The organism is Mesorhizobium oxytropidicola (genome assembly GCF_056174625.1).
Map to the genome: position 1 here is coordinate 5,189,013 of NZ_CM149692.1, position 24,094 is coordinate 5,213,106.

The window sequence follows — 24,094 nt, forward strand, 5'->3', positions numbered from 1 at the left end:
TCATGTCGCGGCCACCCATCAGGCCAACCGCGGATCTTATATTAACGACCGGGGATCGTTCCGCCTACCACCGTTTGTGACGGGAGTTTTACAGCACAGAAATCGGGCACCTCGGCCTTCCAGTGTTAGGTGGATGCAAGCGGGGCAAAGATCAAGAGTTAACATCGCCTGCAAATCCACTCCATCACTGAGGTCGCGTGCCCTACACAGCAAAACGGCGCCGCAACGGCGCCGTTCCACAAAAATATGGGGTCAGGTGCCATGTCAGGCGCTGACATTGCCCTTCTTTTCCTTCTGTTCGGAGTAGATGTAGAGCGGCCGGGCACTGCCGGTCACCACTTCCTCCGAAATCACCACTTCGCGCACGCCTTCGAGCGCGGGCAGTTCGAACATGGTGTCGAGCAGGATCGCTTCCATGATCGAACGCAGGCCGCGGGCGCCGGTCTTGCGCTCAATGGCGCGCTTGGCGATCGCCGACAGGGCATTTTCATGGAAGGTCAGGTCGACATTCTCCATCTCGAACAGCCGCTGATACTGCTTGACCAGCGCGTTCTTCGGCTCAGTCAGGATCTGGATCAGCGCCGGCTCGTCGAGGTCCTCCAGCGTCGCCAGGACCGGCAGACGGCCGACAAACTCCGGAATGAGACCGAATTTCAAGAGATCCTCGGGCTCGACCAGACGGAACACATCGCCAGTGCGGCGATCCTCAGGCGAAGCGACGATGGCGCCGAAGCCGATCGAGGTCTTTCTGCCGCGATCCGAGATGATCTTGTCCAGCCCGGCGAAGGCGCCGCCGCAGATGAACAGGATGTTGGCGGTGTCGACCTGCAGGAATTCCTGCTGCGGATGCTTCCTGCCGCCCTGCGGCGGCACGGAGGCGACCGTGCCTTCCATGATCTTCAACAGCGCCTGCTGCACGCCCTCGCCCGACACGTCGCGGGTGATCGAGGGATTGTCGGACTTGCGCGAAATCTTGTCGATCTCGTCGATGTAGACGATGCCGCGCTGGGCCCGCTCGACATTGTAGTCGGCCGACTGCAGCAGTTTCAGGATGATGTTCTCGACGTCCTCGCCGACATAACCGGCTTCGGTCAGCGTCGTGGCGTCGGCCATGGTGAAGGGCACGTCGATGATGCGGGCCAACGTCTGCGCGAGCAGCGTCTTGCCGCAACCGGTCGGGCCGATCAGCAGAATGTTGGACTTGGCCAACTCGACATCGTTGTTCTTGCCGGCATGGGCGAGGCGCTTGTAGTGGTTGTGGACGGCCACCGACAGCACGCGCTTGGCGTAGGGCTGGCCGATGACGTAGTCGTCGAGAACCTTGAGGATTTCCTGCGGTGTCGGCACGCCCTCGCGCGACTTCACCATCGAGGTTTTGTTCTCCTCGCGGATGATGTCCATGCAGAGCTCGACGCATTCGTCGCAGATGAAGACCGTCGGACCGGCGATCAGCTTGCGCACCTCATGCTGGCTTTTGCCGCAAAACGAGCAATAAAGCGTGTTCTTCGAGTCACCGCTGTTGTTGCCGACCTTGCTCATTTTCCTATCCTTTCATGGCCGCCCGCCGATGGTCTGGCTGAAAGGGCGCATACTCTAATTTATCGCGGGAATCCGCCGCCGCCAGTGTCCCGGCTCCCGCAACGTATTCCGTACGAAACACAAATCAGAAAACGTGGCAATGATTCGCAGCAACCCCACACAAAGCTAAGCCGTCGAAAATCAACATAGCCTTAACGTAGGCAATCCCGACCGTCGAGGGAACAGCCAATTGTGGCCGAAATGCCGCAAAACGCGCCAAAAGCGCGTGATGGTGTCATCCAACTGCCACCTAGCCCTTATGCCACAGCGCTTTCAGCCGGCTCGCGCGACGAAATGACCTTGTCGATGAGGCCGAAATCCTTGGCTTCGTCGGCGGTCATGAAATGGTCGCGGTCGAGCGTCCGCTCAATCTCTTCGTAGCTTTTGCCGGTGTGTTTGACATAGACCTCGTTGAGACGGCGCTTCAGCTTGACGATATCCATGGCGTGGCGCTCGATGTCGGAGGCCTGGCCCTGGAAGCCGCCGGAAGGCTGGTGAACCATGATGCGGGCGTTCGGCGTGGCGAAGCGCATGTCCTTATGGCCGGCGGTCAAAAGCAGCGAACCCATCGAGGCCGCCTGGCCGATGCAGAGCGTCGATACGGCCGGCTTGATGAACTGCATGGTGTCGTAGATCGCCATGCCGGAGGTGACGACGCCGCCCGGCGAATTGATGTAGAGATTGATTTCCTTCTTCGGGTTCTCGGCTTCGAGGAACAGGAGCTGCGCGCAGACCAGCGTCGCCATGCCGTCCTCGACCGGACCGGTGATGAAAATGATGCGCTCCTTGAGGAGGCGCGAGAAAATGTCGTAGGCCCGCTCGCCGCGATTGGTCTGTTCGACCACCATCGGAACGAGGTTCATGTAGGTTTCGACGGGGTTCTTCATCGTTATCTCTTATCTCGCGGTGGGATTCCGGCGCCGGGAATGCTGGCAGATCGGGCAGAATCGGGACTGGATCGTTGTTCCGTAGATAGGATGCCGGCTCATCCTTGTGCAAGGCCGACCCGTCCTAGCCATCTGGGTAAGTCGAATCAAGCTTTATGGCCAAGGATTCGCATCGCCGGACGCCTGCGCCGACCTGGAGCAGGCGGGACCGGTCCGCAACGTAGCAATTTCTTAACCGCGTCACTTAACGAAATGCGGCAAAACCGCTTTTCTCAGCGGCAGCTTCCCCTACAATTCAACGTTGAACTTGTGTGCAAGGTTCAAACAGGGGGGAGTGTCATGCTCAGGAGAAGCGCATCCTTCGCAGTTGCCGGGCTGGCCATGCTCGGCACGACTTCGCAGACGGCGGCCGGCGGCCGTGCCGTGGAATGTTACGAGCCGGTCCGCTCGCCTGCCGTCTACGACACCGTCTACGAGGACGTGATGGTCAGTCCGCCCGGCCAGCAGGTCGACTACACCCCACCCATCTACGGCACGCGCGAACGCGTGGTGATGACCGTTCCGGCGCAGGTGACCTATGAAATCGTGCCCGCCATCACCCGCACCGCCTATCACACGGTGCAAGTCGACGACGGCGGCTATTCCTGGGAGTGGCGCGTCATCCACGGCCGCAGGGTGCTGTGCAAGACCTGGCACAAGGCGCACTACGAACGCGTCGCCGAGACGGTGGTGATCCAGCCAGAGCGCACAAGGCGTGTCGTTACTCCCGCGCAGTACGACAAGATTGCCGAGGAAGTGCTGATACAGCCCGAGCAAAGACGCATCATTGACGTTCCCGCCTCCTACCAGACCGTCGCGCGGCGCGTGGTGGTCAGAGAAGGGTCGTCAGGCTGGCGGCGCGTGCATATTCCCAGGCATTGCCAGGATTAATTCAGGTTCGGGCGGACGCTCAGGCCACCTCCGCCCGCAACCATCGCTTCAGTCCCGCGACATCGCCATCACCGACGGCCGCGGCAACGCGCCTGCCAACCGCCGCGCCGAACTTGTAGCCGTGGCCGGAGCAGGCTGAGACGATCAGGCACCTGCCCTTCTCGTGCGCCATGAATTTCTCGTCGGCGGTGAAGGTGTAGGCGCAGGTGACGACCTCGGTCACCTCATATTCCTCGATGCGGGCGATCGGTGGCGAAAACAGGTTGCGGATCGCCTCGCCCTCGCCCGGCACCGGCTGACGGTTCCAGTCGGCATCGCTGGTCGGTACTTTGTGAAGACCTGAGCCGAATTTCATGCCGGCGCCGCCTGAAGGAGGGATGGCGTAGCCGTCGACCGCGCCGCCGATGTCGAGGACGACCGGCGCCACCTCCCAGGCCGCCTTCAAGTCGGCCGGCGGTTCGACATAGGCGAGCGCGGTCCGATAGGTCTTCAGTTCGCCGTCGAGTTCCGGAAACAGCTTCAGCACCCAGGCGCCGGCCGCAACGACAATGCGGTCGGCCTGCATGGTCTCGCCGCTCTCCAGCACGATATGGCCAGTCTCGGCATCGATTTTCGTTACTTTGCTGTGTTCATAGACATTGGCGCCGTTGGCGCGCAGCCATTTGGCCAATCCCGCCGCGATCTTGCGGCAATGCAGCGCGCCACCTTCGGTCGAAAAATAGGCATAGCGGAACGTGCCCGGCTCGAGGAAAGGCCAGCGCTTGACCGCGGCCTTGGGTTCGAACAGTTCGAAGGGAAAATTGCCCGCTTCCAGACCCTCGCGATACTCCTCGGCCTCGTCGCCCGGTTCGCGCGAAATGCAGACAAATCCGCGCGCATCGAGATGGCTTTCGCCGAGATCGGCCCACATCTCGTCCCAGGCCTGATAGGCTTCGGTGATCAGCCGGCCATAACCGCTTCCGGCCCGGTAGGCGCGGCGGATGACGCGATGATAATCGCCCGACGCTGCCAGCGGATTGGGAATGGGTCCCTGCTCTACGATGGAAACGCTGTGGCCGGCCTTGACCAGCGACCATGCCGTGGAGAGACCGGCAATACCCGCGCCGACAACGATCACATTCATCCGTTCAGACCTTCCGCAGCCGCAACGGCTGGATCAATTCATGGGGTATCGCGCGCCAACATACGGTCTGGAATGAGGCTGGCAAGCCGCGCTATGGGTCTGGCATGATCAAATCGACGCTCCCTTACCTCGCCCTTGATCCAGCCGCCCGGCGCCTCAGGCTCGACCCGCACGAGCCGGCTTTCTTCCTGAATCCGTACGAGGCCTATGGCTTCCTGCACGGCGTCTCGAATGCCTTCTTCTGGGAGGAATTCGGCTTCTGGTGCTTTGGCGGCTTCGACGATGTCAACCGGCTGCTGCGCGATCGCCGCTTCGGCCGCCAGAACCCCGCCGGCATTCCCGACAGCCGCGGCGTCGGCCAGGATCGCGGCCATCTCAAGGCGTTCGACGGCATTGAAGCCAACTCCATGCTCGAACTGGAACCGCCGGTGCACACGCGGCTGAGAACACTGGTCAACCGTGCCTTCGTCTCGCGCCAGGTCGAGCGGCTGCGGCCGCGGGTCGAGGCGCTCGCCAACGAACTGATCGACCGTTTCGATCCGGCCGGACCGGTCGACCTTTTGCCCGCCTTCGCTTCTCCCCTGCCGATCACCATCATCGCCGAAATGCTCGGCGTGCCGGTCGAGATGGGGCCGCAACTGCTCGACTGGTCCCATCAGATGGTCGCCATGTACATCCATGGCCGCACGCGCGAGACCGAGGAGACGGCCAACCGCGCCGCCGGATGAATTTGCCGATTTCCTGCGCGGCTACATTACCGAGCGGCGCAGGAACCCCGGCGACGACCTTCTGTCGCTGCTGATCTCGGCGCAAGAGGACGGTCAGAAATTGACCGAGGACGAGATGGTGTCATCGGCGATCCTGCTGCTCAATGCCGGCCACGAAGCGACCGTGCATCAGACCGGCAACGCGGTGCGCTCTATCCTGGCGCAAGGCGGCGATCCCAGCCGCTTCTTCACCTCGGCAGAAACGGCCGCTGCAACGGTCGAGGAATGCCTGCGCTTCGACGCGCCGCTGCATATGTTCATGCGCTACGCCTATCAGGAGATCGAGATTGCGCCCGGCATCGTCGTGCAGCCGGGCCAGACCATCGGGCTCCTGCTCGGCATGGCCAATCATGATCCGCGCGCCTTTGCCGAACCACAGGCCTTCCGGCCTGATAGAACCGACCAGAAGAACGTCTCCTTCGGCGCCGGCATCCATTTCTGCATCGGTGCGCCGCTGGCGCGGCTCGAATTGCAGGTGTCGCTGAAGACTTTGTTCGAACGGCACCCGCAACTGCATCTTGCCGAAAGCCCGCGCTTCCGCGACACTTACCACTTCCATGGGCTGGAAACGCTCGCAGTCGGCTTCTGAACGATCGCGGGCCTGGGGCTGCGCGATGAGACTGCTTTGGAGACCGGCGACGGCGTTCGCATTTGCGTTGCTATGCGCTTGCCTGGGCACGGCGCACGCCCAGCAACAGCCGGAAAACATTCCCTGGGAAAACAGCATGGCTATCGCCCAGAAGATGGCGATGGGGCTTCTGGAGCGGCAGACCGGATCGAAGGGCCTGCCACTGGCGTCCTTCGCCATCGAGGTTGATCTCAATCTCGACGGCATCCCGGAAATCTTCGCCTACCGTTATGCGCCAAGCTGTGACGGCATCAAATGCGGCAACTTCCTGTTCGTCCTGGAGGGCGACAGCTACCATGAGGTTTTGGGCGACATTCCCGGCGTGCGGCTGGTGCCACAGGACAAGATTGCACTCAGCCCTTTCAAGCGAAACGGCTTTTTCGACATCCAGTCCGACAAGATGACGATCGGCTGGGATGGAACGCGCTACGTCGACGCTTCCACCTTTCCAGCTTCGACGCTCGATGGCGCAGCCTTCGTGGCCGCCTGCCAGAAGAACAAGTTGGGCGAGCAGCCGGCCGAGGGCGAAGCGGAACAGGCGGCCACGGCATGCCAATGCCAGTTCAACCGATTTCAGGTCGTCGGCTTCAAACAGGCCGACCTTGATGCCTATACGGCTTCGATTGCCGGGCAGGAAGTCGAGTATCCAATAGGCGACAAGGAGGATGCCTGGCTCGCTTTGTCGAAAAGTGCCCAGGACGTCGCCACAGGCTGCGATGTCGCGAGCGGCAAAAGCCAATGGCCGCCGGCCTATTTCAACCATGGCGACCAGCCGCAGCAGAAGCTCAACTTCGACGGCTTTCTCGACGCCTGCCCGGCGCAGGATTTCATCCTGACCAACCACAGGACCGGCTCGCCCGATCGTGCGCTCAGCCTGTGCGGCTGTCTTGCCCGTGAAATTCCGACCTATGGTGTCAGCCAGGAGGGGCTCGACCTCCTGGCGCAATATTATCGCAACGAGATCTCCGACGCCGATATCGAGGCACAGGACGCCGATCTGCTAACCGCACACGACAAGGCATCGGAAGCCTGTCTTAGCCAGTTTCCGGCGAAGTAGACCTGCGGAAATCAGGCGTCCAAATCACCTGAAACGAGCTCGCATCGACGCTCGTTTGGCGATCCCCTCCGGGAGGCGCTTATGCCAATGCCGGGATCGGGTTGGGGTCGATGTCGGCTTGCATCGCCAGCGGAAAACGCAGCGGCACGGCGTCGACCTTCTGCGTCGCGAAAAGTTCCTGTTTCGAAGACGCGCCAAGGCGCGCGTCGCCTCTGCCTGGATCCTGTCAAGGATACGCTTGTTTCTGGGCGGCGGCGGAGCGAACTGGATCAAGGTCGCAGGGCCGCCGTTCTCCGCAACGAACTGGGCCTGGGCGCAGAGCGCGGGCATCAGCTGGTAGGTCGTGCTGCGCGCGGTCGTCATCTCGGTTGGACTGAAGAGCACGAAATCGACCGTTGCCTTAAGGCGCCTGGTGCTCTTGAGCAGCTTCTGTGCGGCCTTCTTCGAAAGAATATAGCCGCATGCGCCCATATGTTGCCCGAACAGCCGCGTTGCGGAGTATCCATTCTTGACGGGGACATGCCGGCCCCCGAGCCTCACCGGGACAAAGAATGTTTCGAGCTTGACCACGTCCGCATCTCGCGGAATCCAGCTGTCATCGGCCAGCATGGGTCCGGCGTCGTGGCTGAAGACGACATCATCCTCGAAGACGACGCCGTACCGATCGGGGCCGTCCGCGATGATTTGCCAGCAGAGACGATGGCTGAGAAAGCAGCAGACTTCCGCCTCGGTGAGCGGAGGGGCGATGACAGGAGCCCCAGTGGCCGCATCGATCGCCGCAACACGCTCGAAAGGAATTCCAATGCGGGCAAATTCTGCCGTGACTTCCGCGAGCCGATCGGCTGATCGGTCAAGATTGATCACCAAACACTTCACTGTCGTCCTCGAGGCATGAAAGCTGTTGGCGATCTCTACTTCGTGTCTCCGCTTTGGTCGGGAAGTTCACCGGTAGTCATTGTCGCCTGTCGACGTCCCTATAAGAGCGCGCTAAACGGCAGTCAACTTTGGGTGGCTGCCGATGCTTGTGGCCGCAGAGCCAGATGCCCGGTACGGATTTTCCGGCAGCGATATTGATCGCGTCATCTGATCGGCTGACTACAGCTTGATCACATACTCCTTGCGGGTCGTTTCAAGCACTTCCCAGCTGCCCTTGAAGCCAGGCCTCAGCACGAAACTGTCGCCCGCGCGTACGGTGCGCGCTTCGCCGCCGTCTTCGGCGATCATCGAAACGCCGGACAGGATGTGGCAGAATTCCCATTCGTCATAGACGATGCGCCATTTGCCGGGGGTCGCCTCCCAGATGCCGGCATAGAGGCCGCCGTCCCGCTCCTCGACATTCCAGGTGCGGAATTTCGGATCACCCGAGATCAGCCGGTCCGGCGCCGGCGTGCCGGATTCGGGTTCGATGCCGTCAGTCGATATTGTCAGGTAATGCGCGGACAGGATTTGCCTCCATGAAAGAGCCGGCGTTACGCCGGCTCACCCCCACCCCGGCGCAATGCGCCGACCCTCCCCACAAGGGGGAGGGTAAAGAATCAGACCTTGGCGAGCGCCTGTTCGAGGTCGGCGACGATGTCGGTGACGTCCTCGATGCCGATCGAAAGCCGCACGGTGTCCGGGCCGGCGCCGGCCTTGACCTTCTGCTCATCAGAAAGCTGGCGATGCGTCGTCGACGCAGGATGGATGACCAGCGATTTGGTGTCGCCGACATTGGCCAGATGCGAGAACAGTTCGAGCGCCTCGACGAATTTGACGCCGGCGTCATAGCCGCCCTTCAAGCCGAAAGTGAACACGGCGCCTGCGCCCAGCGGCGAGTATTTCTTCTGCAGCGCGTTGTTCTTGTCGCTGGGCAGGCCGGGATAATTCACCCAGGCGACCTTGGGGTGGTTGGACAGCCAGCCGGCGACCGTGACGGCATTGTCGCAATGGCGCTGCATGCGCAGCGGCAAGGTCTCCAGGCCAGTCAGAATGAGGAAGGCGTTGAACGGCGATATCGCCGGGCCGAGATCGCGCAAGCCGAGCACGCGCGCGGCAATGGCAAAGGCGAAATTGCCGAAGGTTTCGTGCAGGACGAGGCCGCCATATTCGGGGCGCGGCTCCGACAGCATCGGGTACTTGCCCGACTTCGACCAGTCGAAGGTGCCACCGTCGACGATGACGCCGCCGATCGAATTGCCATGGCCGCCGATGAACTTGGTCAGCGAATGGACGACAATGTCGGCGCCGTGCTCGATCGGCCGGATCAGGTACGGCGAGGCCAGCGTGTTGTCGACGATCAGCGGCAGGCCGTGCTTGCGGGCGATATCGCCGATCTTCTCGATGTCGACGAAGGTGCCGCCCGGATTGGCCAGGCTTTCGATGAAGATCGCCTTGGTCCTATCGTCGATCTGGCTTTCGAAGGTCGAGATGTCGTTGGTGTCGGCCCAGCGCACCTCCCAGCCGTAATTCTTGAAGGCGTGGCCGAACTGGTTGATCGAGCCGCCATAAAGCCTTGTCGCGGCGACGAAATTGTCACCTGGTTGCATGAGATTGTGGAACACGATGACCTGCGCGGCGTGGCCGGACGCGACCGCAAGGGCAGCCGTGCCGCCCTCAAGTGCCGCGACGCGCTCTTCAAGCACGGCCTGGGTCGGGTTCATGATGCGGGTGTAGATGTTGCCGAAGGCCTTCAGGCCGAACAGGGAGGCGGCGTGGTCGGCATCGTCGAAGACGAAGGAGGTTGTCTGGTAGATCGGCGTGGCGCGGGCGCCGGTGGCCGGATCGGGCTTGGCGCCGGCATGGACGGCGAGCGTGTTGAAACCGGGCGTACGGGTCACTGAAAACCTCCCTCAAGAACCTCTGAAATTCGCCGGGCATTCTTGGCGAAGCCCGGCTCGGAATGCAAAGAAGAAAATACCCTTCGGCGTGGGACCTTCGACCAAGCTGCAGGGAAATACGGCGCTAGCCGGAATAATTTTGCGCTTCTCGCCCGCTACCTATTTCTGCCGTACGCCAAAGCTCTGGAAGCCCTGGCGCATCAGCGGCTTCTTCGACGACAGGACGCCTGAATTGACGCCGGTCCAGCCGATCTCGCCGGAGAGCTTGCCGTACTCGATCTTGGGGCAGCGGTTCATCACCACCTTGATGCCGGCCGCCTCGGCGCGTGCGGCGGCCTCGTCATGGCGCACGCCAAGCTGCATCCAGACGACTTTCGGCAAGGGGTCGAGCCTCAACACCTCGTCGATGATGCCGGGCACGGCCGATGCGGCGCGGAAAATGTCGACCATGTCGATCGGCTCCGGAATATCGGCCAGCCTGGCATAGGTCATCCGGCCGAGGATCTCCTTGCCGGCCTGGCCAGGATTGATCGGAATTACCGAAAAGCCCTTGGCCAGCAGATATTTCAGGACGAAATAGCTCGGCCTGACGTCATTGGCGGACGCGCCGACCATGGCGATGGTCTTCACCGAGTTGAGGATGCCGCCGATGTAGGTGTTGTCGTAGGCGTCGTGGTTCATGCGGCAATCGCCTTCCTGCGGTAGTGGTAGCGGTAGAGTTCGCGGTTGAAGCCGAGTGAGGCGTAAAGCGCGCGAGCCGGCGTGTTTTCAGCGACGACCTGCAGGCAGGCCGCCGACGCACCCGCCCGGCGCGCCCAATCGATCAGGCCGCCAACCGTTCTGCGGCCCAAGCCTTGCTGGCGGAACCTGGCGTCGGTTTCGACCGACTCCACCACAAGCAGCCCATCACGGATGACGCCATAGGCCAAGGCGGCAATTTCATTGTCGCGCGCGCACGACACGAACGCCTTGTCGCCGGCGATCAGGCCTGTCATCTGGCGAAAGACGCGGCGGTCGGTGTCGTCATAGGCGCCCATGCGAAACCGCGCCGCGAACCAGTCCTCGCCTGGCATCGGCGAAACCGTGACATGTTCGTCGCGAACCTCCGCCAGATCGTCGATTCCCGCATGGAGATGGATCGTTCCGCCTTCCAACTGGTAGCCGCGACCGTCGAGCGCGGCTTCGAGCTCGTTGGCGATATCAGGCACGCGAAACAGCGGCGTCTGGCCGTGACCGATATAAAAGGCCTCGGCAGCGTCGATCACCTGATCGGGCGCGCCGCGTTTGCCACGCAAGGGGTTGGCGGAATTCGCGCGCCGGATCCTGCCGCCCGATCGTCTCAGAAGCCAACCTTTGACGACCGTCTCGGCCGCTACCGGCCAGGCGTCGCGGCACGCCTCTTCCATCCGCCAGTTGAGATCGTCGTCCGTCATGCGCACCGTCACGCGTCGTCTTTCCGCAGCGCTTCCTCCATAAACATGTCAGGATCGCTACAGAAGTCGCGCATCATGCGAAAATGATCGGTGTCGGTGAAATCGGTGGGGTCGAGGCCGAAACGGCTGATGCGGAACAGCCGCGCACCGGGACAGGCCATCAACAGCGGCGAATGCGTCGCCATGATCACCTGCGCGGTGCCGGACTGGTCCATGCGCCGCAGCATTTTCAGCAATTCGATCTGGCGCGACGGCGAAAGCGCGCTTTCCGGCTCGTCGAGGATATAGATGCCTTGCCTGCGGCAGCGTTCCTCGAAGAAGCGGATAAAGCCCTCGCCATGCGACCAGGACAGGAAATCCGGCGGCGGCGGCTTGAAGGGGTCTTCCAGCGCCGCCTGGTCGAGGTAGCGGGCCACCGAATAGAAGGATTCGGCGCGAAAGAACCAGCCGGCGGTTACCTTCGGCAGCCAGTGGCCACGGAATGTGTTTGCCAGCGCGGCGCCGCTCTTGTCGATGGCGCTGGAGTGGTCGACGGGCCTATAGCCCTTGCCGCCGCCGGCCTCGTCATAGCCGGCCAGCGCGCCGATCGCCTCGCGAAGCGTGGATTTGCCGGTGCCGTTCTCGCCGACGATGATGGTGATCGGCGTGGTGAATTCGAGTTCGAATTCGCGGCTGCGAAACAGCGGCAGGTTCCAGGGATATTTTTCCCAGTCCGACACCCGCTCCGGATCGAGCAGGATGCGCTTGAGATACGGCGCCTTGAGCCGCGTCAGCTGCTTGCGATAGGCCATCACCCGGGCAGCGAAATCGTGCCGTCTTCCGCGATCGGAAAGGCCGGATTGTGCGCCACTTCCCAGACATGGCCGTCGGCATCGGTGAAATAGCCGTACCAACCGCCCCAGAAGGCGCGACCGGCCGGCTTGACGATGCGGCCGCCGGCTTTTTCCGCCATGGCGAGCACCTCGTCGACCTCGGCGTCGGAGCGAGTGTTGTAAGCGAGATAGACCGCGGAAGGCGCCATGGCGAAGGCAAGCCCCGCATCCGCCTCGGCGCTGACGCGCGGAAACAGGCCAAGAATGGCGCCACCCATCTGGAAGAAGGCGACACCGTCGGTGATGCCCGCATGCCGTTTCAGGCCCATGGCTTCGTAGAAGCGCACGGCACGGTCGAGATCGTCCGTCGCGATCGTGACGATGGAGATGCGCGGTTCCACGATTACTCGTCCGTCCATTCCGGCTTGCGTTTGCCGATGAAGGCGCCGATGCCTTCTTCCGCATCACGCGCGAGCATGTTCTCGACCATGACGCGGCCGGTATAGGCATAGGCGTCCGCCAGCCCCATTTCGGCCTGCGCGTAGAAGGCCTCCTTGCCGGTCTTGACCACCAAAGATGATTTGGAAGCAATGGTTTGCGCGTATTTGGTGACGATCTGATTCAGGTATTCGCGCGGCACGACGCGGTTGACCAGGCCGAAGTCCTTGGCCGTTGCCGCGTCGATCGTCTCACCGGTCAGGAGCATTTCCATCGCCTGCTTGCGCGAGACGTTGCGCGACAGCGCCACCATCGGTGTCGAGCAGAACAGGCCGATATTGACGCCCGGCGTGCAGAAGGTCGCCTCATGCGAAGCAATCGCCAGGTCACAGCTTGCGACCAATTGAAGCCCGGCGGCGGTGGCAAGGCCGTCGACTTCGGCGATGACAGGCAAGGGATGGCGCACGATCGCCTGCATCAGCGTAGCGCAAGCGGCAAACGTCTCTTCGAAGAAAGCCTTGCCGCGATCGGCATCGGCACGGCGCGCGGTCATCTCCTTGAGATCATGGCCGGCGCAGAACACCTTTCCGGCCGCCGACAGGACGATGACGCGAACAGCCTTGTTGTCTTTGGCGCGCTCAAGTTCCGCCGTCAGCGCCGCCATCACCGCCAGGGAAAGAGCGTTGGCGGGCGGATTGGCGAGCGTGAGACGTAGCACGCCCTTGTCCAGTTGTGCGACAACCGGACCTTCAACAGGAGCAGGCTTGATGGCAAGGATTTCGGCCATGGCTAGGGTCTCCACGATTCCGGTCGGGCAGGCAGACTATCTAATATCGGATCGGCTTTCATCCAACACCCATCGCTTGCGCCAGAGGATCGAAGGTGTTGCCAGGAACGCCCTGCCGCGCTCATACAGGCTTGCCGCAGAACGAGAGACCGACATGCCCGCCCAGACCAATCTCAAGCCGGTACTAACCGCAGCACAAGTCAATGTGCTGATGGAAACCGTCTATCCGCAACTCAACGAACAGTTCAAATATTACGAGGCGATCGACGTTTTCCCGGGCGGCTGCACCGTGCGGCTCAATGCCGGTGAGCGGCATTTGCGTCCGGGCGGCACCGTCTCCGGTCCGTCACTGTTCACGCTGGCCGACATTGGTGGCTATGTCTGCGTGCTCTCGCATGCCGGGCCGGACGCACTGTCGGTTACGGTGAACCTCGACATCAATTTCGTGCGCAAGGCCGAGGCCGGGCCGATTGATGGCCATTGCCGCATCCTGAAGCTGGGAAAGAGCCTGATGGTGTTCGACATCGACATCGTCGCCGGCCCGGAAGGACACACGGTGGCGCACGCCACCGGCACCTATTCGATCCCGCCGAAGCGGCCTTAACGATTGAACCTCCGGGCAATGTGTATATATATGCGCATAGGTGACTTTTGCTTGAGCGTGACAGCCGTAAGATCATAAAGAGCCTCAAGGAGGACGGGTTCGAGTTGATTTCCATACGCGGCTCGCACCACAAATTCCGGAAGGGGGAGATCGTGTTGATTGTTCCGCATCCCGAAAAAGACCTGCCCACCGGCACTGCTCGCGCAATCGCCAAGCAAGCTGGTTGGATCGGATAGGCAGAGTTGCGCCGGAGACCTCGATGAAGAACTATTTCGCCTTGGTCGACAAGGACCCGACAGCGCGTTCGGTATTCGCTTTCCCGACATTCCCGGCTGCTTTTCGGCCGCTGATGCGGCCGAGGACATCGTACCCAATGCGGTTGAAGCCTTGCAATTGTGGGCGGAGGATATGCCGGTTCCAGAGCCGTCCAGCCATGAAGTGATTGTCGCCCTTCCTGATATACGCAACGCGCTTGCCGAAGGCGGCTATCTGGTCTCGGTGCCGCTCATCGACAATGACAGCGCGGTCGTGAGGGCGAATGTGACTTTCGAGCGTGGTGTCTTGCGGGCGATCGACGCAGCCGCGCGCGAGCGCGGCATTACACGATCCGCGTTCCTTTCCAGCGCAGCTCGCAAGGAAATCGAGGCAAAACACTGAGGCGGACCAGGAACATAGGTGGCGGCAAGTGTGGTAAAATAATACCTTTCATGCAAGTATCTGTTTTTGCTTATCTTTCTTCGCGATTTGCTTTTTCGCTTGTCTTGACGCGGTTACCGCCCTCGCCTATAAGCCCTCACGAAGCAGCGGCCCGCAAAGGCCGCCGTTTTGTTATTGGCGGCGGGCAAGCGCCTATCGCCAATCCAAGCAACAAGAAACGCCTTCCCCGTGAAGGTCAGAACCGAGAGCAGAAAACATGACAACCTTTTCGCAGAAGCCTGCGGATGTGGTGAAGAAGTGGATCCTGATCGACGCCGAAGGTCTCGTCGTTGGTCGTCTCGCCACTGTCATCGCCAATCATCTTCGCGGCAAGCACAAGCCGACCTTCACCCCGCATGTCGACGACGGCGACAACGTCATCGTCATCAATGCCGACAAGGTGGTGTTCACCGGCAAGAAGTTCACCGACAAGGTCTACTACTGGCACACCGGCCACCCCGGCGGCATCAAGGAGCGCACCGCGCGCCAGCTGCTCGAGGGCCGTTTCCCCGAGCGTGTCGTCGAGAAGGCCGTTGAGCGCATGGTTCCGCGTGGCCCGCTCGGCCGTCGCCAGATGAAGAACCTGCGCGTCTATGCAGGCGCAGAGCATCCGCATGTCGCCCAGCAGCCAGAAGTCCTCGACGTGGCCAAGCTGAATTCCAAGAACAAGAAGGTCGCATAAGATGGCTGAGCTTTCCTCGCTCGCAGAACTGGGCGCCGCTACCGGCAACACGAATACCCAGCCGGCAGCCCCCGTCCACGTCCAGAAGCTCGACAAGTCGGGCCGCGCCTATGCCACCGGCAAGCGCAAGAACGCCATTGCACGCGTCTGGGTGAAGCCGGGTTCCGGCAAGATCGTCGTCAACGACAAGGAATTCGCGACCTATTTCGCGCGTCCGGTCCTGCAGATGATCCTCAACCAGCCGATCATCGCCTCCAACCGTGCCGGCCAGTACGACATCGTCGCCACAGTTGTCGGCGGCGGCCTCTCCGGCCAGGCCGGTGCGGTCCGTCACGGCATCTCCAAGGCGCTGACCTACTACGAGCCGGCACTGCGCGCCGTGCTCAAGAAGGGCGGCTTCCTGACCCGCGACAGCCGCGTCGTCGAGCGCAAGAAGTACGGCAAGGCGAAAGCCCGCCGCAGCTTCCAGTTCTCGAAGCGCTAAGCGCTCCGCAGTTTTGGACAATCGAAAGGCCGCCTCCGGGCGGCCTTTTTGCATTGCGCATCCCTATCCGGCGGAATGGTCGGCGGCGCGGATGAACAGGAAGGCGCAGAGCGCCGAGAACGCCACGGCGAGCGTGGAGGCGAGGAAAGCAATCTGCATGCCCTGGACCGTGCCCAGCGCCAAAGCTGAGCCGAACAACGCGACGCCGATCGCCCCGCCCGACTGGCGCACGGTGTTGAGCACGCCCGAGGCTGTTCCCGACATCGTCGTCGGCACGGACGACAACAGCGCCGTGGTCATGGCAGGAACGGCGAGACCAATGCCGACCGGCAGGAACAGCAGCCGCCACAGCAGCGACAGATAGGACGTGTCGGCCTGGATCAGCGCCATCAGGCCGAAACCGGCCGCGCCAATGAGCAGACCGATCGTCATCGGCAAGCGTGAGCCATAATTTGCCGCGATGCGTCCCGCGGCGACATTCGACACGGTGACCGCCGCCATGAAGGGCAGGAAGGCGAGCCCTGTCATCTCGGGCGAAAAATGCCTTTCCTTCTGGAAGTAGAGACTGAGCATGAAGATCGTGCCGTAGAGCGTCAGGTTGACCGCCAGCCCTACGAGGCTCGTTACAGCCGGGATGCGACTGGCAAACAGCTTTAGCGGAAACATCGGCGCCTTGCTCCGGCTCTCGACCAACAGGAACAGGCTTCCGGCCACCACCGCCAAGATCAATCCGCCAATAACCGGCAAGGAAGTCCAGCCCGACGAGCCTGTTTCGATGAAGGCGCCGGTCAGCGAAAACAGCGTCAGCACGACAAGCCCCTGCCCGGCCCAGTCGATCGGCGGCTTCTCGGCCTTGGGCGCCGTCTCCTGCAGAAACCGGTAGGCCATCCAGATGGCGAGAGCGCCGATGGGCAGGTTGACCAGAAAAATGCTGGCCCAGCCGAGCGACGCGACCATGAAGCCGCCGAGCACCGGCCCGGCCGACAGCGCGATGCCGCCCGCGGCCGTCCACAGGCCGACGGCGCGTGCCCGGCGTGGCTTGTCGGAGGCATAGGCGCGGTTGAGCAGCGCCAGCGAACACGGCATCAGCAGCGCAGCTCCCGCGCCCTGCACGGCGCGCGCCGCGATCAGCACCCAAGGGCTCTGCGCCAGGCCACAGACCAGAGAAGCTAAGCTGAACAATGCCATACCACCGACGAACACGCGGCGGGCGCCGATCCTGTCGCCGAGCGCGCCGCCGGCAAGCAGCAGCGAAGCAAAGGCCAGCGTGTAGGCATCGACCACCCATTGCAGGCCGCCTATGCCCATCGAAAGTGCGGCGCCGATCCTGTTCAGCGCAACATTGACGATGGAGACATCGAGCTGCACCACGACGAAACCGAGACTGGTCGCGGCGACGGTGGCGGCATAGGCGGCGCGGGGCTTGAAAACGATGGTGTCGGACATGCCCATGGGTAACGGTTTGTCGCTGACACCGTTCCGTCAGGAGAGGCCAGCCTGCGACAACCAGGTGGGGATGCCGATCACGGCAAATCAATTGATGCTGGCGGTCGCGGCAGGCTCGACGCGTTCGCCTGTCCCTGCATAAGGCACGCGATAGCCGTTTGCCGCCAGCCAATCGATGGCCGCTTTCGGCTCGTCGGTCTGGATGATGGTGGCGCCGCGATCGGCCCAGAAACCCCAGGCTTCGCGCGGCAGGCTGGCCTGCACCGCCAGTTCATCGCCACGGCCGCCGGCGAGGAAGCCGCCGGGCTTGTTGGCGATGGCATAAGTGTCGGCCCAGATGTGCCAGTTGCCCCGCACCGCAGCCGCGCGCATGCGCGTGCTGAACAGCGCTCCACCGGTCTCGGTCAGCGTTTCGGCGCCCGCCCGCCAGTTGATCAGCTCGATCGCGCGCGGTGAAAAAGCGTGGTCGACGGTCTCGGCGAAACCGGCATCATGCACCGCGTCATCGGCGATGATCGGCATGAACTGGACGCCGCCGCCGATCGCGGCCACGGCCGCCTTGACCGTCGCAATCCTGGTCTGGTTCCAGAGGTTTTCCTTGACGATGACCTGGTCGGCCATGCCGAGATCGCGCGCCGCCGCGATCATACCTGGCAGGTCGCCGACATCGAGCTTGTTGTCGAGATTGATGAGGATGCGGTCCCTGGTCGCCAGCAGCATCTCGCGCAGCGTCGAAACCCTCTCGTCGGTGACCGCGTGGGTGCCCTCGACTACCAGCCGGCATGTCCTGAGTTCGGCCAGCGTATACTTCACCACCTCGCCCTTGCAGGTCGTGGTGCGGTCGAGCCAGCTGTCATGCATGACGACGAGCTCGCCGTCCTTCGAACGCCTGATGTCGACCTCGACAATCTCTGCGCCCATGGCGATCGAGCCTTCGACGGCAGCAAGTGAATTTTCCGCGTAAAGCGTCTTGCCGGCCTGCATGCTGCCGGCGCGGTGCGCGGCCACCATGACATGGTCGCGCCACTGGTTGGCGTGTTCGAAGCGGTCGAGGATTTGTCTGGCGCGGCTTTCGCCAGCCAAGGCCTGACCGGATGCGACCGCAAGGGCGGTGGAAAGCAGAAGGCTTAGCCGGATCGTCCGCATCGAGAATCGCTCCTTGCCAGATCGAAGCCGGGATAGGCGACGCCCGTGACAGGGAGGTGAACGAAGCCGGCTAGCGGATGTTTGCGATATCCATCGTCAGATGCGCTTCGACAGCCGGCGGAACCAGGCCAGGGCCGGCATTTCGACCAGACGCCAGGAGACCCAGGAGGCGGCGATGGTGGCAATGAGCATCAAGACGATCGCCACGGTCCCGGTCCAGCCGGCGCCGAAGCCCGTCGCCGGCGAGCCGCGCAGCACGATGTCGCCGACCAGGCTCAGGCCGAGCTTGTGCTCGACGAGCCCGGCAATGTTGATCAGGCGCGCCTGGACGAAGATATGGACCATGTAGATCGAGTAGGACAGTGCGCCGAGCGTCAGCATGAACGGCGTCCTCAGCAGAGCAGAAATCCAGCCACCCTCATGGGCGAACAGAAACAGCGCCAGCGCAAACACCAGGGGTGCGGCGATGCCGAAATCATTGCCGCCCGCCATCGAGACGAAAAGCACGATGACCGCCACCATGACGATTTCGGCAAGGGTCCAGCTCAGCCGCGGGCCGCCCCTGGCGAGGAGCTGTCGCGCCCCTGCAATGGAATCATGCTGAAACCAGGCCAGCAGGGCTCCGAGCGAGAAGCCATAGAGGCAGCGGATGAAGCCGAAATCGTAGGACACATCCATATGATGCGTGGAGAAGCCGAGCAGGAACAGCGGCGCGGTGACGGCGGCGGCGACAAACCATATCCAGGCACGCGCGCCGGCGATGAAGACCACGCCCGCGAACAGGAGATAGGCGAAGAACTCCGCCGAAATGCTCCAGCTCGGCGCATTCCAGGTCAGATGATCCTCGAAGCCCATCCCTTGCAGCAGGAACAGATTGGCAAACAGGCTTGTCAAATCGAAACCGCCGGTGAAGGGGGCGGCGCCGGCGCCATGCAGTTGCGGCAGCATCAGCCGCAGCAGCTCGAACCCGGCAAAGGCGGCAAGCATGACGAGGTGCAGCGGATAGATGCGGCCAAAACGCACCAAAGCGAAGCGGGCGACCTGTACCGGCTGGCTCAGCCGATTGCCATAGCTGCTGGCGATGACAAAGCCGGAAAGGACGAAGAAGAAGTCGACGAAAAGATAGGACGAACCAACGAGGCTGCTCTGCGAGATCGCGGAAGCGGTCGGGAAATGAAACAGCGCCACCAGCAGCGCGCAGATGCCGCGCCACGAATCGAGAACCTGGAAGCGCTCGCCTGCTATCGTACCGGCATGGGTCGACACCATGGCATCGGACGGACTAAGAAACGCGGCCTGCGTCATGATGGTACAAATCCTGTCTTGCCGTGGCACCCGGGCGGCGCCGTTTCGTCTCCCCAAGCTGTGACTGGCATCTTCCATGCCGGTTCTGTAGTTGTTGCACCCCGATGAAAACGAGGACCAGTAATGGCGACCAAGAACATCGACCACGCCTTCACCGCCCGCTCCAAAACGGGCGGCGCCCTTGAGCCGACCTATTCCGGCGCGCTGTCGTTCATGCGGCGCAAATACACCAAGGACGTGAAGGGCGCGGACGCGGTGGTGTGGGGCATTCCCTTCGACGCCGCCGTCACAAACCGGCCCGGCGCCCGATTCGGGCCGCAGGCTATACGCCGCGCCTCGGCGATCCTCGACAATGATCCGCAATACCCGTTCTCGCGCGATCTTTTCGAGCACCTTGCGGTGGTCGACTACGGCGATTGCCTGCTCGATTCGGGCAACCATCAGAAGACGCCCGGCACGATCGAGCGCGAGGCGGCCAAAATCCTGAAATCAGGCGCCTTCCTTTTGACGCTCGGCGGCGACCATTTCGTCACCTGGCCGCTGCTCAAGGCGCATGCCGCGATCCATGGGCCGCTCGCCTTGGTGCAGTTCGACGCGCATCAGGACACGTGGGAGGACGACGGCAAGCGCATCGACCATGGATCCTTCGTCGGCCGCGCCGTGAAGGAAGGCATCATCGATCCCGACCGTTCGATCCAGATCGGCATCCGCACGCACGCGCCCGACACGTTCGGCATCAAGATCCTCTACGGTCACGAGATCGAGGAGATGCGTGCGTCCGACATCGCCTACGCCATCGTCGACCGCACCGGCGGCAAGAAGACGTACCTCACCTTCGACATCGACTGCCTCGACCCGGCCTATGCGCCGGGAACCGGCACGCCGGTGGCCGGCGGGCCGTCCTCGGCGAAGATCCTCTCGACGCTGCGCCAGCTCAACCAGGTCGATATTGTTGGCGCCGACGTCGTGGAGGTTGCGCCGGCCTATGATCACGCCGATATAACGGCGATCGCCGGCTCGATGGTGGCCATGCAGTATCTCGGCCTGCTTGCGGAGCGAAAGGCACGGCAGGAAGAGATGAACAACGGCAATCACAACGGTGCCGCGGTGAATCACGGTCACGGCATATAGTTTTGAAATATCAGGGAATTTGATCAGGTCATGAAACCGAAAATCTTCATCGACGGCGAGCACGGCACCACCGGCCTGCAGATCCGGGCGCTGCTTGCCGAGCGTGGCGACCTGGAGATCATTTCCATTCCGACCGAGCGTCGCAAGGAAACGGCGGCGCGCGCCGAATTCCTCAATGCCGCCGATATCGCGATCCTGTGCCTCCCCGACGATGCGGCGAAGGAGAGCGTCTCGCTGATCGCCAACGACACCACCAAGGTCATCGATGCGTCGACCGCGCATCGCGTCGCCGAAGGCTGGGCCTATGGCTTCGCCGAAATGGACAAGGATCAGGCCAAGGCGATCGCCATGGCCAAGCGCGTCGCCAACCCCGGCTGCTGGCCGCAGGGACCGATCGCGACGCTCAGGCCGCTGGTCACCGCCGGGCTGCTGCCGGCCGATTTCCCGATCGCCGTCAACGGCATTTCGGGCTATTCGGGCGGCGGTCGGCCGATGATCGAGGATTATGTCGCCAAGGGCGAGGACGCCTCGGAGTTCCTGCCCTATGGCCTCACCCTGCAGCACAAGCATGTGCCGGAACTGCGGGCCTATGCGAAGCTGTCGCATGACCCGATCATGCAGCCGGCGGTCGGCAATTTCGCCCAGGGCATGATCACGGTCGTGCCGCTGCAGCTTGGCAGCCTGGACCATGTGCCGACGGGTGTGGAGCTTCATGCCGCCATTGCCGACCATTTCGCTGCCATCAAGGGCGGCGTGGTCGAGGTGGCGCCCTATGCGCATCTGGAGCGCATGCCGGAGATCGATCCCGAGATCTACAACGGCACCAACCGCATGAAAGTCTATGTCTTTGCCAACGACAAACGCGCGCAGGCGCTGCTGCTGGCGGTCTATGACAATCTCGGCAAGGGTGCCTCGGGCGCCGCCGTCCAGAACATGGACCTGATGCTCGGTCTTTGACGGACGCACCAGCCTTCCCGGCGCGCTGGAAAGTCAGCGCGCCGGAACTCATTGCCGAAACCTTTTCGAGCCGCATCTGGAAGGTTGTTCGCGAAGACGGCTCGCCGGCCATCGTCAAGGCGCTCAAGCCTTTCGACGATGTCGCTGACGAATTGCGCGGCGAACATTTCCTCGCCTGGCGGCGCGGCGAAGGCGCGGTGCGCCTGCTTGGCCGCGACGGCCACAGCATGCTGCTGGAATATGCCGGCGAAACCCTGCTTACGCGGGTTCTCGATGAACAGGGCGACAACGCCGCGACCGCGATCGCGGCTGAGGTGATGGCAAAACTGTTTTCGCCATCCAAACATCCCTACCCGCCCGAACTTCAGCCGCTCAGGGAGCGGTACGCCAGCCTGTTCAGGAAGGCCGCGACCGATCGCGCTACCGGTGATGACAGCCTCTATGTCGAGGCCGCAGCCATCGCCGAGCGACTGCTGGAAAATCCGTACGATATCAGGCCGCTGCATGGCGACCTGCACCACGACAACATCCTGCACGGGCCGCGTGGCTGGCTGGTGATCGATCCGAAGGGCGTGCTTGGCGATCCCGGCTTCGATGCCGCCAACATGTTCTACAACCCGCTTGACCGCGACGCGCTTTGCCTCGATCCCCTCCGGATCGCGTACATGGCAGAAGTCTTTGCCAAGACGCTTGGGCAGTCACCGGCGGCGATACTGGACCATGCCATCGCCTATGGCTGCCTGTCCGCGGCCTGGCACCACGGGGACGACAACGCGGTCGAGGAGAATCGTGAACTGTCGATCGCCGAGGCGATCCGGACGGTGCGGACGCATTTCTGACCTCAGGGAACAGCTGAAGTAATCGATTGTTCACCATGATCGGCTACTGACCATGTCCTGGCGCCCACCCCAAGGATTTGTCATGGTCAGCGCAATCTCGGGTTCCTCCTCCGCAACCCAGTATTCCTCGTCCAGTTCCTCGAGCAATGCAGCCCAGGAGGCCGCGCTCGAAAAGCAGATCCAGGAGCTGGAAGACCAGGCCAAGGCGATCACCGATGAGGTCAAGGCCGCCCAGGTGCGGCAGGACATCGCCGTGGCCCAGGCCAAGCTTGACGCCCTCAGAGCCGCCGACGCCGACAAGGCTGCCAAGGCCGCTCAGAGCCAGTCGACGCCGTCCGCCGCCGCTGTGCGTCAGGCCGAGTTCGACGGAGAGAAAACCACGCAGTCCAATGAATTCTGGATGTGACGGGGCCAGGGGCCCTGCATCATCTCCTAAGCGCGATCTCCTGCGGCAAGGGGTAAGCCCCTTTGGTGCCGCGCCAATGTGCGGCGGCAAAGCCCAGCACGATCAGTGCGAAACCCTGATGGGTGAGCGCCATATGCAGCGGCACATGCATCAGCAGCGTGCCGATGCCGATCGAGGCCTGCACCAGCACCAGCACAAACAACAGCGTCGCACGGCGCGCATGGGTTGAGCCCGGCAGCCGCCGACGCGTGGCGATCATGTGCCAGAGCGCGACGGCGAAGACCGTATAGGCGCCGAGCCGATGCACGAACTGCACCGTCTTCGGGCTCTCGAAGAAATTGCGCCATGCCGGCTCGAGGATCAGCAGATCGCCGGGGATGATCTTGCCGTCCATCAATGGCCAGGTGTTGTAGCTCAAGCCCGCATCAAGCCCGGCGACCAGACCGCCGAGATAGATCTGGATCAGCGCCAGAAGTACGATGAAGCCGGCCAGGCGCTGCGTCGAACGATCGGCCGCAGGCTCGGAATGCGGCGCCAGCCCGCGCGCGACGACCATGGTGGCGGTGAAGATCAGCGCCGCCAGCGTCAAATGCGTCGCCAACCGGTACTGGCTGACGGAAACCCGGTCGATCAGGCCGGAGGCCACCATCCACCAGCCGATGGCGCCCTGCAGGCCACCGAGAAGCAGAATGCCGACCAGCTTTGGCCCGAGGCCACGCTCGATGCGGCGTGTTGCCCAGAAGGCCAGCAGCGGCAAGGCAAAGACCAGGCCGACGCTACGCGCCAGGATGCGGTGCGCCCACTCCCACCAGAAGATCGACTTGAACGCCTCGATGCTCATGCCCTTGTTGAGCTCGGTGTATTGCGGGATCTGCTGATAGCGCTGGAATTCCTCCTGCCACTCGGCGTCGTTGAGCGGCGGGATGACGCCATGGATCGGCTGCCATTCCGTGATCGACAGGCCGGACTCCGTCAACCGCGTGGCGCCGCCGACCAGCACCAGGGCGAACAGCACCAGCACCACGACATAAAGCCAGCCGCGCACGAGCGCCCGGTTGCGCAGGTCGCGGGCAACGTATGGCGCGGCGGCTGAGATAGCAGCCATGATCTTGTCCCGTCCAGTTGAATGTCGCGGATTGGTG

General features: G+C 62.6%; 25 protein-coding genes and 2 pseudogenes. 12 read left to right on the forward strand and 15 right to left on the reverse strand.

The window, feature by feature from the left end; all coding sequences use genetic code 11:
• Positions 1–264: 264 nt before the first annotated feature.
• Positions 265–1,539, reverse strand: a complete 1,275-nt coding sequence (clpX, locus tag AC0V8S_RS26115; protein ID WP_023759839.1) for an ATP-dependent Clp protease ATP-binding subunit ClpX — start codon at positions 1,537–1,539, stop codon at positions 265–267.
• A gap of 296 nt (positions 1,540–1,835) precedes the next feature.
• Entirely contained in the window at positions 1,836–2,465 is a 630-nt protein-coding gene (gene clpP, locus AC0V8S_RS26120) for an ATP-dependent Clp endopeptidase proteolytic subunit ClpP (RefSeq protein ID WP_010915650.1), read from the reverse strand.
• A gap of 339 nt (positions 2,466–2,804) precedes the next feature.
• Between clpP and AC0V8S_RS26125 the strand changes: the two genes are divergently transcribed.
• Positions 2,805–3,395, forward strand: a complete 591-nt coding sequence (locus tag AC0V8S_RS26125) for a hypothetical protein (RefSeq protein WP_475434289.1) — start codon at positions 2,805–2,807, stop codon at positions 3,393–3,395.
• 19 nt (positions 3,396–3,414) lie between these two features.
• On the opposite strand, the gene AC0V8S_RS26130 is transcribed toward AC0V8S_RS26125, so the two are convergent.
• Entirely contained in the window at positions 3,415–4,518 is a 1,104-nt protein-coding gene (locus tag AC0V8S_RS26130; protein WP_475434291.1) for an NAD(P)/FAD-dependent oxidoreductase, read from the reverse strand.
• A gap of 104 nt (positions 4,519–4,622) precedes the next feature.
• Here AC0V8S_RS26130 and AC0V8S_RS26135 point away from each other — a divergent pair.
• Positions 4,623–5,874: pseudogene (locus tag AC0V8S_RS26135) on the forward strand (cytochrome P450).
• 136 nt (positions 5,875–6,010) lie between these two features.
• A complete protein-coding gene (locus tag AC0V8S_RS26140) occupies positions 6,011–6,970 on the forward strand; it encodes a hypothetical protein (protein WP_475434293.1) in 960 nt (319 codons plus the stop codon).
• Positions 6,971–6,994: 24 nt separating this feature from the next.
• Here the strand turns inward: AC0V8S_RS26140 and AC0V8S_RS26145 are convergent, their stop codons facing one another.
• From AC0V8S_RS26145 to AC0V8S_RS26180, 8 genes are all read right to left on the reverse strand, one after another.
• Positions 6,995–7,834: a glycosyltransferase family 25 protein gene (locus AC0V8S_RS26145; RefSeq protein WP_475434294.1), complete on the reverse strand. Its 840-nt coding sequence runs from the start codon at positions 7,832–7,834 to the stop codon at positions 6,995–6,997.
• Positions 7,835–8,065: 231 nt separating this feature from the next.
• The gene (locus tag AC0V8S_RS26150) at positions 8,066–8,413 is read right to left on the reverse strand and encodes a cupin domain-containing protein (RefSeq protein ID WP_475438699.1); all 348 of its coding nucleotides are present in this window, start codon (positions 8,411–8,413) and stop codon (positions 8,066–8,068) included.
• A 92-nt stretch (positions 8,414–8,505) separates the two neighbouring features.
• Positions 8,506–9,786 carry an O-acetylhomoserine aminocarboxypropyltransferase gene (locus tag AC0V8S_RS26155; protein ID WP_475434296.1) on the reverse strand — a complete coding sequence of 427 codons (1,281 nt, stop codon included), beginning with the start codon at positions 9,784–9,786 and terminating at the stop codon, positions 8,506–8,508.
• Positions 9,787–9,945: 159 nt separating this feature from the next.
• On the reverse strand, positions 9,946–10,467 hold the full coding sequence (locus tag AC0V8S_RS26160; protein WP_095201541.1) for a CoA-binding protein: 522 nt from the start codon (positions 10,465–10,467) through the stop codon (positions 9,946–9,948).
• Positions 10,464–11,231 carry a GNAT family N-acetyltransferase gene (locus tag AC0V8S_RS26165; protein WP_475434297.1) on the reverse strand — a complete coding sequence of 256 codons (768 nt, stop codon included), beginning with the start codon at positions 11,229–11,231 and terminating at the stop codon, positions 10,464–10,466. Before AC0V8S_RS26165 ends, AC0V8S_RS26160 begins: the two co-directional genes overlap by 4 nt.
• The gene (locus AC0V8S_RS26170) at positions 11,228–12,010 is read right to left on the reverse strand and encodes an AAA family ATPase (protein ID WP_475434299.1); all 783 of its coding nucleotides are present in this window, start codon (positions 12,008–12,010) and stop codon (positions 11,228–11,230) included. Before AC0V8S_RS26170 ends, AC0V8S_RS26165 begins: the two co-directional genes overlap by 4 nt.
• Positions 12,010–12,432, reverse strand: a complete 423-nt coding sequence (locus AC0V8S_RS26175; RefSeq protein ID WP_475434301.1) for a VOC family protein — start codon at positions 12,430–12,432, stop codon at positions 12,010–12,012. The genes AC0V8S_RS26170 and AC0V8S_RS26175 overlap by 1 nt, the downstream gene beginning before the upstream one ends.
• Positions 12,433–12,434: 2 nt before the next feature.
• The gene (locus AC0V8S_RS26180) at positions 12,435–13,256 is read right to left on the reverse strand and encodes an enoyl-CoA hydratase (protein WP_475434302.1); all 822 of its coding nucleotides are present in this window, start codon (positions 13,254–13,256) and stop codon (positions 12,435–12,437) included.
• A gap of 154 nt (positions 13,257–13,410) precedes the next feature.
• Between AC0V8S_RS26180 and AC0V8S_RS26185 the strand changes: the two genes are divergently transcribed.
• From AC0V8S_RS26185 to rpsI, 5 genes and pseudogenes are all read left to right on the forward strand, one after another.
• Positions 13,411–13,860 carry a PaaI family thioesterase gene (locus tag AC0V8S_RS26185; RefSeq protein ID WP_475434304.1) on the forward strand — a complete coding sequence of 150 codons (450 nt, stop codon included), beginning with the start codon at positions 13,411–13,413 and terminating at the stop codon, positions 13,858–13,860.
• Between the two features lie 47 nt (positions 13,861–13,907).
• Positions 13,908–14,096, forward strand: coding sequence for a type II toxin-antitoxin system HicA family toxin (locus AC0V8S_RS26190; protein ID WP_475434305.1), 189 nt, complete (start codon positions 13,908–13,910; stop codon positions 14,094–14,096).
• A gap of 23 nt (positions 14,097–14,119) precedes the next feature.
• Positions 14,120–14,517 (forward strand): annotated as a pseudogene (locus AC0V8S_RS26195) (type II toxin-antitoxin system HicB family antitoxin).
• A 256-nt stretch (positions 14,518–14,773) separates the two neighbouring features.
• Positions 14,774–15,238 carry a 50S ribosomal protein L13 gene (gene rplM, locus AC0V8S_RS26200; RefSeq protein ID WP_010915638.1) on the forward strand — a complete coding sequence of 155 codons (465 nt, stop codon included), beginning with the start codon at positions 14,774–14,776 and terminating at the stop codon, positions 15,236–15,238.
• Between the two features lies 1 nt (position 15,239).
• Entirely contained in the window at positions 15,240–15,722 is a 483-nt protein-coding gene (rpsI, locus tag AC0V8S_RS26205) for a 30S ribosomal protein S9 (RefSeq protein ID WP_027042360.1), read from the forward strand.
• 63 nt (positions 15,723–15,785) lie between these two features.
• Here rpsI and AC0V8S_RS26210 read toward each other — a convergent pair whose 3' ends face one another.
• The 3 genes from AC0V8S_RS26210 to AC0V8S_RS26220 form a co-directional block, all read right to left on the reverse strand.
• Complete coding sequence (locus tag AC0V8S_RS26210) at positions 15,786–17,174, reverse strand: MFS transporter (RefSeq protein WP_475434308.1); 1,389 nt, start codon at positions 17,172–17,174, stop codon at positions 15,786–15,788.
• Between the two features lie 81 nt (positions 17,175–17,255).
• A complete protein-coding gene (locus tag AC0V8S_RS26215) occupies positions 17,256–18,314 on the reverse strand; it encodes a glycerophosphodiester phosphodiesterase family protein (protein WP_475434309.1) in 1,059 nt (352 codons plus the stop codon).
• Between the two features lie 96 nt (positions 18,315–18,410).
• Positions 18,411–19,619 carry an acyltransferase family protein gene (locus tag AC0V8S_RS26220; RefSeq protein WP_475434311.1) on the reverse strand — a complete coding sequence of 403 codons (1,209 nt, stop codon included), beginning with the start codon at positions 19,617–19,619 and terminating at the stop codon, positions 18,411–18,413.
• A gap of 123 nt (positions 19,620–19,742) precedes the next feature.
• On the opposite strand from AC0V8S_RS26220, the gene speB reads away from it, so the two are divergent.
• The 4 genes from speB to AC0V8S_RS26240 all read left to right on the forward strand — a co-directional run bounded on the left by speB (position 19,743) and on the right by AC0V8S_RS26240 (position 22,952).
• The gene (gene speB, locus AC0V8S_RS26225; RefSeq protein WP_095201550.1) at positions 19,743–20,750 is read left to right on the forward strand and encodes an agmatinase; all 1,008 of its coding nucleotides are present in this window, start codon (positions 19,743–19,745) and stop codon (positions 20,748–20,750) included.
• Between the two features lie 30 nt (positions 20,751–20,780).
• A complete protein-coding gene (argC, locus tag AC0V8S_RS26230; protein WP_183458494.1) occupies positions 20,781–21,707 on the forward strand; it encodes an N-acetyl-gamma-glutamyl-phosphate reductase in 927 nt (308 codons plus the stop codon).
• Positions 21,704–22,546 carry an aminoglycoside phosphotransferase family protein gene (locus AC0V8S_RS26235; RefSeq protein WP_183458492.1) on the forward strand — a complete coding sequence of 281 codons (843 nt, stop codon included), beginning with the start codon at positions 21,704–21,706 and terminating at the stop codon, positions 22,544–22,546. The genes argC and AC0V8S_RS26235 overlap by 4 nt, the downstream gene beginning before the upstream one ends.
• Before the next feature lie 82 nt (positions 22,547–22,628).
• Positions 22,629–22,952, forward strand: coding sequence for a hypothetical protein (locus AC0V8S_RS26240; protein WP_183458490.1), 324 nt, complete (start codon positions 22,629–22,631; stop codon positions 22,950–22,952).
• A gap of 19 nt (positions 22,953–22,971) precedes the next feature.
• Here the strand turns inward: AC0V8S_RS26240 and AC0V8S_RS26245 are convergent, their stop codons facing one another.
• Positions 22,972–24,057 carry a COX15/CtaA family protein gene (locus AC0V8S_RS26245; RefSeq protein WP_475434313.1) on the reverse strand — a complete coding sequence of 362 codons (1,086 nt, stop codon included), beginning with the start codon at positions 24,055–24,057 and terminating at the stop codon, positions 22,972–22,974.
• Between the last annotated feature and the right edge of the window lie 37 nt (positions 24,058–24,094).